Origin of the sequence: Pseudocnuella soli, assembly GCF_004347775.1 — a bacterium.
GTDB lineage: Bacteria > Bacteroidota > Bacteroidia > Chitinophagales > Chitinophagaceae > Flavisolibacter > Flavisolibacter aquaticus.
Genome location: NZ_CP037755.1, coordinates 2691127 through 2707020 on the forward strand (window position 1 = coordinate 2691127; position 15894 = coordinate 2707020).

Sequence of the window (15894 nt, forward strand, 5' to 3'; positions counted from 1 at the left end):
CGCTCTGTGCGTTATGCATCTTATCAAAAACATCGATGGCGCAGACAGAGGGACAAGTAACTGTGGCGTCAGTTGTATACGATGATCGAGGAAAACCTGTGACCGGAGCGCTGATTACCGGCAATGGTGGAAAAGCAACTGCTTTTACTGATGCATCAGGACGTTTTTCCATTGAAGTGCCCCCAGATGCGGTAGTATTGGTAAATGCCAAAGGCTACCGGGTACAAACGCTGCGGGCCAATGCTATCCCTCAAACCATCCGCCTCGTTGTGGATGGCGAAAGTACAGAGGTGTACGTGCCCTTTGGTAAAGTGGACCGAAAGGACCTGACCGGCGCCGTTAGTGTGCTGAACCCTGATACTTATATCGACAAAGACTTCAACACTTCGGTTGAAGCCGGTATGAATGGAAGGGTAGCAGGTGCGCTGTGGAGCAACAACATCTGGGGTATGGAAAATGCTGCAGTTTTCATCGACGGTATCCGTCGTGAGTTCAGCGATATTACCCTGGTGGAAGTAGAACAGATCACCGTGCTGAAAGGTGCCAATGCAGTTGCGCTGTATGGCACACAAGGCGCAAAAGGTGTAATCCTGATCACTTCTAAAAAAGGTGAAGCAAACGCCAAGAACATTTCGGTGCGGGTAAACCAGGGCATTGCCATGCCAAGGGCGCTTCCCAAGTTCCTCAACTCGGCCGACTACATGACTTATTTCAATGAAGCACGCCGCAACGATGGACTGCCCGAGACGTTCAGTGCTGAAATGATCCAGAACCATAGTGGTGGTAACCCATATCGCTATCCAAGCGTTGATTACTACTCCGATGACTACCTGAAAAAATTCCAGAGTGCAACCGATGCCAACGCTGAATTTTCGGGTGGATCAAGCATTGCTCGTTTTTACTCAAATGTGGGCTTCTCCAACAGCTCCACATTGCTGAAAGTAGGAGAGGGCAAAAACGAAAACGACAGCCGCTTGAACGTTCGTGGTAACGTAGATCTGAAGTTGAATGACAAGATTTCGAGCTCGATCTATGTGTCTGCAATCTTCCGCGATTCGAGAAGGGCAAGAACCAACTACTGGAACAACGCAGCAACGTTGTTGCCTAACCGCTTTACGCCGCTGATCCCGGTGAGCCTGATTTCACCAAACGATAAAGCATCCCTGGGTATCGTTGATGCGAGCCGCAACCTGTTGGACGGCCAGTACCTGTTGGGTGGTTTGCAAAGCTTTCAAACCAACCCCATCGCAGATCTTTATTCTGCAGGCTACGACCGCAACATCCAACGCGTATTGCAGGTTACTAACGAGATCAATGCCAATTTAAGCAGTGTGCTGAACGGCTTGTCTTTCCACACCTTGTTTAACCTGGATTATCGCAACTCTTACCTGCAGTCGATCAGCAACACTTATGCTGTGTACCAGCCTACCTGGAATGCAACCGCTGACACCATCACCAGGTTGCAGAAGTTTGGCGAAGACACAAGGCCCGGTACGCAGAACATCAACAACACTGCACAGCGCCAGAACAACAGCTTTGCTGCATGGTTTGGCTACGACCGTTCTTTTGCCGGTGCACACAATGTATCTGCTAAGTTGCTTGGTTACACATCTTCTATTTCGGTAAACGATGTGTTCCAGCCAATCACCGCGTCGCATCTGGGCCTGCAGGTAGCGTACAACTTTAAAAACCGCTACTGGGCTGACTTCAGCGGCAATTATGCCAACTCAACCCGTTTGCCCGAAGGCAACCGTACGGCGCTGTCGCCAACCCTTAGCCTGGGCTGGTTGCTGAGCGCTGAAAATTTCCTGGCCAACTCTACCGCGGTGAACCACCTGAAGCTTTCTGCTTCTGCTGGTATCATCAACACGGACCTGGACATCAGGAGAAACAATGCGGATGCGTTCTTTATTTACAACAACATCTATGGCCGCGGTGCCGGCTACAACTGGAATGATGCCGTTGGTGGTTCTAACCAAACAACCACTTCTCAATTTGGTGCCAATCCCAACCTCACCTTTCCTAAAAGGAGAGAGCTGAATGCAACTTTGGAGGGTTCGTTTTTCAACAACCTGATTCAATTGCAAACAACGGTGTTCAGAACAGAAATGGCTGGCCAGCTGACCCAAAGGTTTTCGCAGTATCCCAACTATTTCAACACCTTTATTCCGTTTACCAACTACAACACCGATCAGCGCAGTGGCTTTGACCTGATGCTGAACGTAAATAAGAAAATCGGTGCATTTGACATCAGCCTGGGTACCAACACTACCTATGCTACTTCAAAAGTGCTGGATCGCGATGAGCTGAATTTGGATGCCTACCAAAACCGTGCGGGCAAACCAGTTGATGCCATCTTCGGTTTGGTGAACCAGGGCTTTTTCAACGACCAGAACGAGATCAGCAACAGCCCACGCCAATTGTTCAGCACCGTGCTGCCCGGCGACATTAAGTATGTTGATCAAAACGGCGACAACCTGGTCGACACCCGTGATGATGTGATGATCGGCCGCTTTATTGCGCCATGGAACTACGGCCTGAACTTGAATGTTGGCTACAAAAATTTCAACCTGTTTGTACTGGGAACCGGCAACTCGGGTGGTTATGGTATTAAAAACAATAACTACTTCTGGGTGAGCGGTGACCTCAAGTATTCTGAAGTGGTGCTGGACCGCTGGACTCCTGATACAAAAGCTACAGCAAGCTACCCACGCCTGAGTTCGCAACAGAGCAACAACAACTTCCGTACTTCTGATTTCTGGCTGTATAAAACCGACCGGTTCAACCTGGCCAAGGTGCAGCTGACTTACGAACTGCCGGCAAGTGTTTTTGGCAAATCGTTCGTGCGGGGCCTGATGGTGTACGTTTCTGGTGCTAACCTGTACACTTTCTCGAAAAACCGTGAGATACTGGATCTGAATATCGGCTCTGTACCACAGTTGAGACATTACAATGCTGGTGTTAGGGCCAGGTTTTAAAGAATAATCTTACGTGGTGACACGTAGCAAAAATAATTAGCATGTACAAAAAACTACTGCTACCGCTTGCAGTCGGGATAGTGTTTGCAAGCTGCAAAAAGAACCTAGAACCGCAATTTGATAACCACCGTACACTTGAAGGCATTTACAAAGATCCCGGATATGCGGAAGGGGTTTTGTTGAATGCGTACACCAGGATTCCAACCAACCGGTTCACCTTTAGCGAGGTGGCTACCGATGATGCCGTAACAAACGATAAGTTCAGCCCGTTGCTCAACATGGCAACCGGCTCCTGGTCGGCCGCCAACAACCCGGTTGACCAATGGAACAACTCCTACACGGCCATCATGTACATCAACCTGTTCCTGCGCGAAGTGGACAGCGTAAACTGGGCACCCATGAGCGGCGCAAATGTGCGCCGATTGTACACCGATCGCTTCAAGGGTGAAGCCTACGGCTTAAGGGCGCTGTTTATGTTCCACCTGTTGCAGTCGCATGGCGGTGTGGGTGCAAACGGCCAATTGCTGGGCGTGCCCATCATCACCGAAGCACTGGAACCCAATTCTGATTTCAGCCGTCCACGGGCCACTTTCGAACAGTGTGTGCAGCAGATTTATGCCGACCTTACTGAGGCGGAGAAATACCTGCCGCTTGATTACCTGTTCCAGGACATCACCGATCCTACGGCTTTGCCGCCAAAATATGCAGGCATCCAAACCGGTGATTACAACCGCGTATTTGGCCGCTTTGCTCGCCAGCGTATGTCGGGCCGCATTGTAAAAGCAGTTCGTGTCAAAACCGCACTGCTGGCTGCAAGCCCCGCGTTCAATACGCAATCGGCACAAGCTAAATGGGAAGAAGCTGCCAACTTAGCCGGTGAAGTACTGACGCTGAATGGCGGCATCAATGGGCTGGATCCGAAAGGCGGTTTGTTTTATACTGCTGATAACGTGAACCTGCTCAACACCAGCCCAAGCTCTGGCTCGCCAATCGAGCAGCGCGAAATGCTGTGGCGTGGCAATATTGAAAACACCAACAACATGGAGGTTGACAACTATCCACCATCGCTGTTTGGTAACGGCCGCGTAAACCCCACTCAGAATTTGGTAGATGCATTTCCAATGGCAAACGGTTATCCCATCACGGATCCTGCCAGCGGCTACGATCCAAATAACCCGTATAACGGTCGCGACCCAAGGTTGAAAAATTACATTGTAGTGGACAACTCCTCGATGAGAAGCACAACCATTCGCACAAAGGTTGATAACCCAACCAATGACGCAGTTGACTTCCTGCCTACTTCAACCCGGACCGGTTTTTACCTGCGCAAGCTGCTGAACGAAACAGTGAACGCAAACCCAACGGCCCGCACCAGCCAGAAACATTATCCAGTGCACATTAGGTATACTGAAATATTCCTGGCGTATGCCGAAGCGGCTAATGAAGCATGGGGACCAGACGCGACCGGCACCTTTGGCTTTTCTGCACGTGACGTGATCGCTGCACTGCGTAAAAGAGCAGGCATTGCACAGCCCGATAACTTCCTGGCTTCTGTTGCTTCGAAAGAAGCAATGCGCGACCTGATCCGCAACGAACGCCGCCTGGAGTTGAGCTTTGAAGGCTTCCGCTTTTGGGATCTGCGCCGCTGGAAAGCAACGCTTACCGAACCGGCAAAAGGCGTGATCATCAACAACAATACATACAATGTAAGAACCGTGGAGAATAGGCAATACACCAATGATATGTATTATGGTCCTATCCCTCAGTTAGAGGCACTGAAAGCCAACCTGGAACAAAACAGGGGTTGGTAAACCGGTAACCTAATTCATAATCATTAAATAAGAATGATGAAACGAGTTTATTTAATAGGCGCATTGATGATGGTATTACTTGCCGCCTGTAACAAGGAAAATGAATTTCCGAATTATAAGTACTCCACGGTGTACTTTCCTTACCAGTCGCCCATCAGAACGATAGTGCTCGGCGAAGATATATTTGACAATACGTTGGATAACCAGCGCAAGTTCATGATCATGGCATCGATGGGCGGTGTGTATGAAAACAAGAAAGATGTGACGCTCAGCGTGGAACTGGATAATTCACTGGCACAGCGCCTACGCTTCGACCCCAACAATGGCGGTGGCGAAGTGGTGCCCATGCCCAGTAATTATTATGTGTTGCCCAACGAGATGAAGATCAAAATTCCTGCAGGCAAAGTGATCGGCGGCTTGGAAGTGCAACTGACCGATGCGTTTTTTGCAGATCCACGTTCGGTAAAAAACACGTTTGTAATTCCCCTGCGGATCAGCGGTGTTGAAGGTGCCGATTCGGTGCTTAGAGGTACCAGCGCCAAAGCTGGTGCCGATCCCCGCCTGGCTGGCGATTGGAGCGTAGCACCCAAGGATTATGTATTGTATGCAGTTAAATACATCAACCCATACCATGGTGCTTACCTGCGCCGCGGTGTTACCGAAGTAAAAGGCGAGGGTGGCAACACCAGCCTGGACACAACAGTGCGGTACCGCAACGAGTTTATTGAACGCGACCAGGTGGTTAACCTGTTTACCCGTTCGCTCACACAGGACACCATTTCGCTGAACTCGAAAAATAAGGGCAATGTCAATGCACCGTTCCAGGCATTCCTCAATTTTGACAACAACGGAAAGATCACGGTTACTGGCCCTGCAAATGCTACGTACACCGTAACTGGTAGCGGCCAGCTCACACCAAAAGGCGACATGTGGGGCAATGAAAAGCGTGACGTGTTGCACCTGAAATACTCGGTTAATTTTGGTTCTACCGTACACAACCTTACCGACACATTGGTGATTCGGGACAGGGGCGTAAAGTTTGAAACTTTTGCACCGGTAGTGAATCCTTAATACACTCACTGGATCCTTGTAAAGTCAGTAATTAATATTGTTGCCCGGCGTACATTGTATTGATGCAAAGTAGCCGGGCAACATTTTACACGGCAGATGGTAAATTGAAAGAATGGGCAGCTAGGCATTCAATGACGTTGTTGGTCGTTTTTTATAAACGACTTAATCCTACGTTTTGAAAACACCCTAAACATATTTCTTTGTTTGCCATTACGGCCCTTTCCATCTGCCAGCGAAATTTTTTCGAGTAAGAAATCAACGTTTACGCCTTACAAGCTTGTGCTCCATAAACCATCCTTATAGTATGACCATGAGAAAGTTTTGTACGTTAATGACCGGCCTTCTAACCCTTGCTTTTACGGCTGGGGCGCAAAGCATCGAAAAAGAAATGCCACAGGGTTTTGATGTGGCACAGGCCGGCATTGCCCAGGGGAAAATTGATACCATTACCTACAATTCAAAAACGGTAGGTTCCAAGCGCAGGGCGTTGGTATACACGCCGCCAGGTTTTTCCAAAAGCAAAAAGTACCCGGTGCTGTACCTGCTGCACGGCATCGGCGGCGATGAAAAAGAATGGCTGAACGGCGGCAAACCACAAGTGATATTGGACAACCTGTATGGACAGGGAAAGCTGCAGCCGATGATCGTGATCATGCCCAATGGCCGCGCCATGAAAGACGACCGCGCTACGGGCAACATCATGGCGCCGGATAAAGTGCAGGCGTTTGCCACGTTTGAAAAAGACCTGCTCACCGACCTCATTCCTTACGTTGAAAAAACTTTCCCGGTACTGAAAGACCGCGAACACCGCGCCATTGCGGGTTTGTCGATGGGCGGCGGCCAGTCGCTCAATTTTGGCCTGGGCAACTTAGATAAATTTGCTTGGGTGGGTGGCTTTTCATCGGCGCCCAATACCAAGATGCCGGCGCAATTGGTACCCGATCCTGCAGCAGCTGCAAACAAATTAAAACTACTGTTTATTTCCTGCGGCGATGCCGATGGTTTGCTGAATGTAAGCAAGCGTACACACGATTACCTGGCGGAAAAAGAAGTGCCGCATATCTACTACCTCGAACCCGGCGGACATGATTTTAAGGTTTGGAAAAACGGGTTGTATATGTTTTCGCAGTTCCTGTTCAAGCCGGTTGATCCATCCACTTTTTCGAAATACACAGTGCTAGGAACTGCGGCTGCAACAAATGTGCGCAATTCAAAATATCCGCAGGTGCTGCCCGACAGCCGCGTGGTTTTTCGCATGAAAGCACCGGAAGCGCAAAAGCTGCAAATCGACCTCGGTAAGAAATACGATATGGCAAAAGACACCGGCGGTTTCTGGCAGGTAACTACCGACTCCATCGGCGAAGGTTTTCATTACTATTCGTTGCTCATTGATGGCGTGCCTGTAGCCGACCCGGCCAGCGAAACTTTTTATGGCATGGGCCGCATGGCCAGTGGCATCGAAATTCCGTTTGTTCGTGGTGGTTATTATGGAGTAAAAGATGTGCCACACGGCGATATCCGCATCAAGCGGTATTTCTCCAATGCCACCAACTCATGGCGCCAGTTTTACCTGTACACACCACCGGGCTATGACAACAGCGCCGAAAAATATCCAGTTTTGTACTTGTTGCATGGCGGTGGCGAAGACCAGCGTGGATGGGCCACCCAGGGCAAAACCGACCTAATCCTCGATAACCTAATTGCCGAACAAAAAGCAAAGCCCATGCTGGTGGTGATGGTCGATGGAAACCTCAGTGGCGGTGGTGCCGGTGGCTTTGGCGAACAGGCACTGCGCATGTTTGAGAACGAGTTGAAGAACGCCGTTATTCCTTTTGTTGAAAAAAATTACCGCGTACAAACCGATGCAAAAAGTCGTGCACTGGCCGGCCTGTCGATGGGCGGTTTGCAAACGCTGTATGCCGGTGTAAAAAACACCAATATGTTTTCTTATCTCGGCGTGTTTAGCTCGGGCTGGTGGACCAACCAACCTGCGTTGTCGAACCCCCAATACGAGTTTATGAAAACAAACGCCGCAACCATAAACAACAACCTGAAATCATTTTGGATATCGATGGGTGGTAAAGAAGATATTGCCCACAACAACTGCCAGGCCATGATGAAAAAGTTTGATGAACTGGGGGTGAAGTACACCTACAGCGAGTACCCCGGCGGACATACATGGCCCGTGTGGCGCAACAACCTGTACAACTTTGCGCAGGTTCTTTTTAAATAATGCAGGATAATATAAAAGATGTAAGGGGCATGCAACCCGTACCTGCGGTTGCGCATCTATTCTTGAACATCGTTAAAGGCAGGTGCATTTGCAAAACTATTTTGCACTAATACATTTAACTGCACTGATTTTAAAAAAGAGGTCTCAATGCATCGCTCTGTTTATAAAGTGTTCACCCAATTTAACATCCCGAAATGATGAAATTAAAAGTCATTTTACTGGCTCTTTTCAGCACTGTTTTTTTATCGCTGCACAGCCAGCAAACGTACCAGAACCCGATCCTTGCAGGCTTTTATCCCGACCCGAGCATTACCCGCGCCGGCGATGACTACTACATCGTCAACTCTTCGTTTGCTTACTTCCCGGGACTGCCTATTTTCCATAGCAAAGACCTGGTAAGCTGGAAGCTTATTGGCCATGCATTGGACCGCCCTGAACAACTGCCACTGATTGGCGCAGGTGTTTCCCGCGGATTATTTGCACCAGCCATTTCTTACTACAAAGGAAAGTTTTACATTGTTTGTACCCTTATTGACCGTGGCGGCAACTTTGTGATCACTGCCGATAATCCTGCCGGTCCTTGGAGCAACCCAACGTACATCAAAGAAGTAAATGGCATTGATCCGTCGCTCTTTTTCGATGAGAAAAATGACAAGGCGTACATCGTGTACAACAGCGATCCGCCCAACCGCAAAACACTTTGGAACGGCCACCGCACCATTCGCATGTACGAGTTTGATTACAACAACAAAAAAGTAATAGGCGAGGAGAAGCTGCTGGTGAATGGCGGTGTGGACACTTCGAAACATCCGGTATGGATTGAAGCGCCGCATATTTACCACATCAATGATTGGTACTACCTGATGTGTGCCGAAGGCGGCACTGCATACAATCACTCTGAGGTGGTGTTTCGCAGCAAATCGCCGGAAGGGCCGTTTGTGCCTTGGGATAAAAACCCGATCCTGACGCAGCGCCACCTGGACCGCTCCAGGAAAAATCCCATTACCACAGCTGGCCACGCCGACCTGGTGCAAACACAAAACGGAAGTTGGTATGCCATTTACCTGGCTTGCCGCCCTTACGAAGGCGACCTGTACAACATTGGCCGCGAAACATACATGAACCCCGTGACTTGGACGGAAGACGGATGGCCGGTGATTTTAAAAGGCGACGAAGCGATCAAATTCAATTATCCTTTGCCGCTGCCCAATGTAAATAGCAAACCGGTAAACAACTTCACCGGCAACTATACTTTCCGCGACGAGTTTGACAATGCAAAACTCGACATGCGTTATACGTTCTTAAGAACGGTTACAGAAAAGTGGTACAACACTGGTGAAGTAAAAAGCAAGCTCGGTATTGCCCTGCGACCTGAAACTGTAGGCGGACGTGCCAACCCTTCTTTTGTTGGTTTCCGCCAGGCGCACAACCAGGCCATTGCCACCACCAAGTTGCAGTTTAAACCTGCGGCTGAAAATGAAAAGGCAGGTTTGGTGATTTTCCAAAACGAGCGGACATTTTACTATGTATGTAAATCAATCAGCGAAGGTAAGCCCGTGGTGCAATTGTACCAGGGCACTAAAGATTCGCTGAACATGGAACTGCTGCAACAGCAGCCTGCGGGCAACGGCGATGTGCACCTGCGCATCGAACCAAAGAATGCAGTGTACACGGTTTCCTACTCAACTGATGGCAAGGTTTGGAAAAAAATGCAGGACGTGGACGGAACCATCCTGAGCACGGAAAAAGCCGGTGGCTTTGTGGGTTCTGTTTTTGGTTTGTATGCCACATCGCTGGGCAAACCTAGCTCCAGCAAAGCATACTTCGACTGGTTTGAGTACAAAGGTGCCGACCCGGTGTTCCAGCAACAGAGCACCGTTTTAGCAAAATAAAAAAGACGCTTTATAAAGACAGCTTTGAAGAATGACGTATGTTTTATTTTTTATAAAACACGTTGCTTTTCAAAGCTGTCTTATTTTTAAGCAGGCATGCTTGTAAATGCTTCATCATTGATCATTTCATAAAGAATGCATCACGCATTTACAGAACATATTTTTTTACAACAAAGCTTACGGTATTGAAAACGCTGGTCTGCACTGAACCCGGACAATTTGATTATAGCACCGAAGAAATGCCGCACCTCCAGCCCGGTATGGCGCTCATTCAGGTAAAACGCATCGGCATTTGCGGCACCGACCTGCATGCATATGAAGGCACGCAGCCTTTTTTCAATTATCCGCGCATATTGGGGCACGAGCTTTCCGGCGAATTGGTGGCGATTGATGGGGCAACAGGTTTTACTCCCGGCGAAGCGGTTACGTTTATTCCTTACTTCAACTGCGGTAATTGCATTGCCTGCCGCAACGCCAAGCCCAATTGCTGCGTCAACATCAGCGTTTGTGGCGTGCACTGCCACGGTGGTATGCGCGAATACATCCAGGTGCCAGCCGATAAATTAGTACACGGCGAAGGCCTGAGCTACGATGAACTTGCTTTAGTAGAGCCGCTGGCCATTGGGGCACACGGCGTTCGACGGGCTGGTGTGACGGCCGGTGAAAATGTGTTGGTAATTGGTGCTGGCCCGATTGGATTGGGCACAATGGAGTTTGCCCGCATTGCAGGTGGCAAAGTCATAGCGATGGACATCAACGAAGACCGACTCCGTTTTTGCAACGAACAATTAGGTGTGGCCCATACGGTACATGCAAAGGCTGCCGATGCAAAAGAGCAACTAGCACAAATTACCGGTGGCGATATGCCCACCGTGGTGATCGATGCGACTGGAAGCATTGCTGCTATTAACAAAGGATTTGAATACATGGCGCATGGGGCACGGTATGTACTAATTGGTTTGCAACGGGAAAATTTAAGCTTTAGTCATCCCGAGTTTCACAAACGCGAAGGCACGCTGATGAGCAGCCGCAATGCCACCCGGCAAGATTTTGAACACGTAATTGCCTGCATGAAGCGCGGAGAGGTAGCACCGGCCACATACATTACGCACCGCGTGACGTTTGATGCCGTAAAAGAAAATTTTGAAAGCTGGCTGAATCCAAAAAACGGTGTGATCAAGGCAATGGTGGAACTGTAAGGTTGCAATTCGTGATAGCCAGATTTTGTTTGTAAAGCAATTGATCTTTTCACTGCACTTTTGCGGTGCGCTGGTGACAAAACTTTCCCGAACATTTGCTGCATTATTTTAAACAATAATGCTACTATAGACTTACATAGTTCGTGATCTTTAAAGCGGTAAAATGGAGCGGGCATTTTATGTGCCTACATCACATATTCTTTTCCTGTACTTTTTGAAATCGATTGCTGTTTTTTATGCAGGCTCCGTTGAACCTTTTAAAAGGGTTGGGGCGTAGCTGAACGCATTTACTAATTTTTAAAACGCCAGATGAAGCCATATAAAAACATTACCCTTAAAAAAGCCAGCGTCGCTTTTTTCCTGCTTTTTTCTTCCGTTGTCGGTGCACAGGAAGTTGTGCCGATTTATAATGGTGCCGTTCCTAATGCAAAGCAATCGAGTAAAACGGAAAGCTTTGCACAGGGCATGTTCCGGAATGTAACGCAACCCACGCTGGAAATTTATTTGCCCGAAAAAGAGAAAGCAACCGGCACCGCGGTGGTGATTGTTCCGGGTGGTGGCTACGGCGTGGTGGTGTACCAGGGCGAAGGCATTGGCAACGCAAAGCAGTTTGCAAAAGCTGGCATTGCGGCATTTGTCCTCAAGTATCGCCTGCCCGATGATTCGATCATGCAAAATAAAAGCATCGGTCCGCTGCAGGATGCACAACAAGCCATCAAGTATGTGCGGGAAAATGCATCGAAATGGGGCGTGGATGTGAATAAGGTAGGCATCGTCGGCTTTTCGGCAGGCGGGCACCTTGCATCAACAGCTGCTACGCATTTTGCAAAACCTGTAATTGACAATAAGGCCAACACCAACCTGCGCCCCGATTTTCAGGTGGTGGTGTACCCGGTGATCAGCATGAGCGATAGCCTTACCCACCGCGATTCGAGAAGTAGCCTGTTGGGTAAAACGCCATCTAAAGAATTGATCGCCGAATACTCGAACGAATTGCAGGTAACACCCAGCACACCGCCTGCTTATATTACACACACCACCGACGACCGCACCGTAGATGTAGGCAATGCTCTGGCTTACTACGAAAGCTTGCGCCGCAACAAAGTGCCGGTGGAAATGCACATTTATGAAAAGGGCGGTCACGGCTTTATTTTCCGCCAGCCCGATTGGATGGACCCGCTGCTGCTGTGGATGAAAAAGAACAAATGGCTGCAGTAAGCCTTTCATTTTTTTACTAACGAAGCCCTTTGCAAAAAGGGTTATGCAAACCAGATGAATATGAAACTTTCACTAATCAAAGGGCTGCAACTTGGCGCAGCAATGATGTGCATGGCTGTTATAGCACATGCCCAGCCACAGCGAGTCCCGCAGTTCAACTCGCCACAAGTTAACCCCGACAACAGCGTCGTATTTAAACTTTATGCGCCTGCGGCAAAAGAAGTAAAACTCAGTACGCAGTTCCATCAGGGGGCAGCGTCCATGACCAAAGATGCCGATGGCGTGTGGAGTGTAACGCTGGGTCCGGCAAAGCCCGATATGTACCCGTACAATTTTATCGTGGATGGCGTGTCGGTAGCCGACCCAAAGAACAGTGCCATCTTTCCGAATGAAGGATTTCAAAGCTGCATTGTAGAAATTACCGGTAGCACACCGCTGGTGCACACATTGCAAAATGTGCCGCATGGCACGGTGGCTTACCGCTACTACAATTCGTCGGAACTGGGCCCACGCCCCGTAGTGATTTACACACCGCCGGGTTATGAAAAAGAGACCTCGAAAAAATACCCGGTGCTGTACCTGCTGCATGGTACCACCGATACGGAAGAAACCTGGACTAAAGTGGGCCGCGCCAATATTATTTTAGACAACCTGATTGCACAAGGCAAAGCAGTGCCGATGATTGTGGTGATGCCTTACGGCAGGGCATACCCGAAAATCAGCAAAACATCGGGCAGCCTGCGCAACTGGGACAACCTGCAGGAGATCAAAAAAGATTTCCTCGACCTGCTGATTCCATTTGTAGAATCGAACTACCGTGTAAAGGCGGATAACAACAACCGTGCAATCACCGGCTTTTCTGGCGGCGGCGGCACTTCGCTGTTTTTGGGCCTCAACAACCCTGACAAGTTTCGCTGGGTGGGTGGTTTTGCGCCGGGTATGCTGAAAGAAGAATTTGATCGAAACAATGCTGTTGCTTTTGCCAACTCCAGCACCACCAACCAGCGCTTGAAATTGTTTTGGATTGGTGTGGGCCGCGATGATATGTTGTATCCCGTGATTACCGATTACCTCAAGCTGCTGAACGATAAAGGCATTAAACACGAAACGCTTATTTCAGACGGCGGCCATACATGGATGAACTGTAAACTATACCTCTCTACACTGGCGCAAAAGCTTTTCAAATAACCCCACTGCAACCACTGATTTTTCAATACAAACGAACATGCATTTTTCTAAGATCTTTCAACTATTGCTCACACCTGTAGCCCTTTGCTTGTGTGCTGTTGCGCTGGCGCAGCCGCCACGCGGGCCTTTCGTGGTATCGCCGCGGGTGTTGCCCGATAAAAAAGTTACGTTTAGTTACTTGGCACCCGGTGCCAAAGATGTGCGCCTCGCTGGCGGCCAGTTTGGCGCCAACAATGTGCAAATGAAAAAGGACAGCATCGGCATTTGGAGTGTAACGGTGGGCCCGGTGGTGCCGGATATTTACCCGTATAATTTTATCGTAGACGGCGTAAGCGTAATGGACCCGGCCAACGTTGATTTTTTCCCCAATGAACGTTTTAAAGCAAGCCTCGTGGATGTTCCTGGTTTTACGCCGTTGGTACATGCAATGCGCGACGTGCCGCACGGTTCGGTGAGCTACGAATACTATCCATCGGCACAGGGCACTATTGGTTCGCTCATGGTGTACACGCCACCGGGATATGATAAAAATGCTGCTGCCAAATACCCGGTTTTTTACCTCATTAGCGGCACCACAGATACAGAAGAAACTTTTTTTAAAGTGGGTCGCACCAATTTGATATTGGACAACCTGATTGCCGAAGGCAAAGCAAAACCCATGATTGTGGTGATGCCCTATGGCAACGTAGAAGCAAGGATCGCGGAGCAAAAAGGCGGATCAAAGCCCGCCGACCCGATGGGCCGCGAAAGTGCAGATGCAATGGCACGGATGCGCAATTTTGCCGACGACCTCACCAAAAATGTAATTCCCTACGTCGACAAAGCGTACCGCACAATCCCGAGCCGCGAAAGCCGCGCCATTGGCGGTTTTTCGAGAGGTGGCGGGCAAACGCTGCGCACCGCGTTTTGGAACATGGACAAGTTTGCCTGGATCTGCTGCTACAGCGCTTACCTGCCGCCTTCGGAAATGGACAACAGCTTTCAATCGATTGTGGCCAACCCCGATCAAACCAACAAACAGTTGAAGCTGTTTTGGGTAGGCGTGGGCACCGAAGACTTTTTGTACAATGACACTGCCGGTTTCCTGAACTACCTCACAGGAAAAAAGATCGCTTACAAGAGCATGATCACCGATGGTGGCCATACCTGGATGAATGTAAAAACCTACGTGGCCAATACCGTTCCCCTGCTTTTTAAATAAACAAATACTTGTACATGAAACGCTCATTATATATTGCTTGTGCCCTATTGCTGGCCGGCATTAGTTGCATGGCGCAGCGGCCGCCTTCCATTTCATCACCCGATGTGCACGCCGACAATACGGTTACGTTTAAATACTTTTCGCGGAACGCACAAAAGGTGACGCTTACCGGCGAGTTTCTGCAGGCAGGCCTGCCCATGACAAAGGACACGGCCGGTGTATGGAGCATCACCGTTGGCCCAATCAAGCCTGATATTTACCCGTATGCTTTTGTGGTGGACAGCGTGCAAACCGCCGACCCAAACAATAAATACATTTTCGCCAACGAACGTTTTAAGCGCAGCATTGTCAACATTCCCGGCAGCACGCCGCTGGTGCATTCGTTGCAGGCCGTGCCGCATGGAAAAGTAACGTACCGGTATTATAAATCAGGCACACTGGGCACCACCCGGCAAATGCTGGTGTACACGCCGCCGGGATTCAATCCGAACGGCGCCAAAAAGTACCCGGTCCTGTATCTTATTCATGGCGGTTCGGACACGGAAGAAACATGGACCAAAGTGGGCAACGCCAACCTTATTGCCGACAACCTAATTGCTCAGGGCAAGGCGCTGCCCATGATCATTGTAATGCCTTATGGTAATGTGCGGCCGGCACCGATGCCCGATTTTACCAAAGACGTGCTGAACGATGTGATCCCATTCATTGAAGCCAACTATCCCGTACTAACGGACAGCCGTAACCGCGGCATTGCCGGCTTTTCCGTTGGTGGCGGCCAAACGCTGAACATTGGCCTGACCAATACGGCAAAGTTTGCTTATGTAGCGTCTTATGCACCGTTTACGCAAACCGAAGAATTTGGCCGGAACTTTGGTGCCAGCTATGCGCCCAACGCCGACCACATCAACAAGCAATTAAAGCTGTTTACGATTCATGTAGGCACCGATGATTTTTTGTATGAAAGCGTAAAGAATAACATTGCGATGTTTACCGGTAAAGGCATTAAGCTGCGCAGCGATATCGTGTCCGGCGGCCATACCTGGATGAACTGCAAGTTGTTTTTGGCTACTACGTTGCAGGAGTTTTTTAAGTAATTATTTTTT

The 15894-nt window shown here is 49.2% G+C and carries 10 protein-coding genes; all 10 read left to right on the top strand.

The annotated features are described in order from the left end of the window. Positions 1-35: 35 nt before the first annotated feature. The 10 genes from EPD17_RS10920 (at position 36) to EPD17_RS10965 (ending at position 15885) form a co-directional block, all read left to right on the top strand. The gene (locus EPD17_RS10920; protein WP_165929591.1) at positions 36-2978 is read left to right on the top strand and encodes a SusC/RagA family TonB-linked outer membrane protein; all 2943 of its coding nucleotides are present in this window, start codon (positions 36-38) and stop codon (positions 2976-2978) included. 41 nt (positions 2979-3019) lie between these two features. Then, entirely contained in the window at positions 3020-4789 is a 1770-nt protein-coding gene (locus EPD17_RS10925) for a RagB/SusD family nutrient uptake outer membrane protein (RefSeq protein WP_132054161.1), read from the top strand. A 66-nt stretch (positions 4790-4855) separates the two neighbouring features. Next, positions 4856-5860, top strand: coding sequence for a DUF5627 domain-containing protein (locus EPD17_RS10930; protein WP_165929592.1), 1005 nt, complete (start codon positions 4856-4858; stop codon positions 5858-5860). Positions 5861-6170: 310 nt separating this feature from the next. Further along, entirely contained in the window at positions 6171-8093 is a 1923-nt protein-coding gene (locus EPD17_RS10935; RefSeq protein WP_132054165.1) for an alpha/beta hydrolase-fold protein, read from the top strand. 194 nt (positions 8094-8287) lie between these two features. Next, entirely contained in the window at positions 8288-9985 is a 1698-nt protein-coding gene (locus EPD17_RS10940; RefSeq protein WP_132054167.1) for a glycoside hydrolase family 43 protein, read from the top strand. 185 nt (positions 9986-10170) lie between these two features. After that, positions 10171-11184: a zinc-binding alcohol dehydrogenase family protein gene (locus tag EPD17_RS10945; RefSeq protein WP_132054169.1), complete on the top strand. Its 1014-nt coding sequence runs from the start codon at positions 10171-10173 to the stop codon at positions 11182-11184. 309 nt (positions 11185-11493) lie between these two features. Beyond that, positions 11494-12402 carry an alpha/beta hydrolase gene (locus tag EPD17_RS10950; protein ID WP_132054171.1) on the top strand — a complete coding sequence of 303 codons (909 nt, stop codon included), beginning with the start codon at positions 11494-11496 and terminating at the stop codon, positions 12400-12402. A 60-nt stretch (positions 12403-12462) separates the two neighbouring features. Beyond that, a complete protein-coding gene (locus tag EPD17_RS10955; RefSeq protein ID WP_132054173.1) occupies positions 12463-13590 on the top strand; it encodes an esterase in 1128 nt (375 codons plus the stop codon). 37 nt (positions 13591-13627) lie between these two features. Beyond that, positions 13628-14791, top strand: a complete 1164-nt coding sequence (locus EPD17_RS10960) for an esterase (RefSeq protein ID WP_132054175.1) — start codon at positions 13628-13630, stop codon at positions 14789-14791. Positions 14792-14805: 14 nt separating this feature from the next. Next, entirely contained in the window at positions 14806-15885 is a 1080-nt protein-coding gene (locus EPD17_RS10965; RefSeq protein WP_132054177.1) for an esterase, read from the top strand. Positions 15886-15894 lie beyond the last annotated feature (9 nt).

Bases quoted from the DNA above. Each gene is read 5' to 3' on its own strand.
- EPD17_RS10920 (WP_165929591.1), top strand. From the start codon at position 36: ATGGCGCAGACAGAGGGACAAGTAACTGTGGCGTCAGTTGTATACGAT.
- EPD17_RS10925 (WP_132054161.1), top strand. From the start codon at position 3,020: ATGTACAAAAAACTACTGCTACCGCTTGCAGTCGGGATAGTGTTTGCA.
- EPD17_RS10930 (WP_165929592.1), top strand. From the start codon at position 4,856: ATGATGGTATTACTTGCCGCCTGTAACAAGGAAAATGAATTTCCGAAT.
- EPD17_RS10935 (WP_132054165.1), top strand. From the start codon at position 6,171: ATGAGAAAGTTTTGTACGTTAATGACCGGCCTTCTAACCCTTGCTTTT.
- EPD17_RS10940 (WP_132054167.1), top strand. From the start codon at position 8,288: ATGATGAAATTAAAAGTCATTTTACTGGCTCTTTTCAGCACTGTTTTT.
- EPD17_RS10950 (WP_132054171.1), top strand. From the start codon at position 11,494: ATGAAGCCATATAAAAACATTACCCTTAAAAAAGCCAGCGTCGCTTTT.
- EPD17_RS10955 (WP_132054173.1), top strand. From the start codon at position 12,463: ATGAAACTTTCACTAATCAAAGGGCTGCAACTTGGCGCAGCAATGATG.
- EPD17_RS10960 (WP_132054175.1), top strand. From the start codon at position 13,628: ATGCATTTTTCTAAGATCTTTCAACTATTGCTCACACCTGTAGCCCTT.
- EPD17_RS10965 (WP_132054177.1), top strand. From the start codon at position 14,806: ATGAAACGCTCATTATATATTGCTTGTGCCCTATTGCTGGCCGGCATT.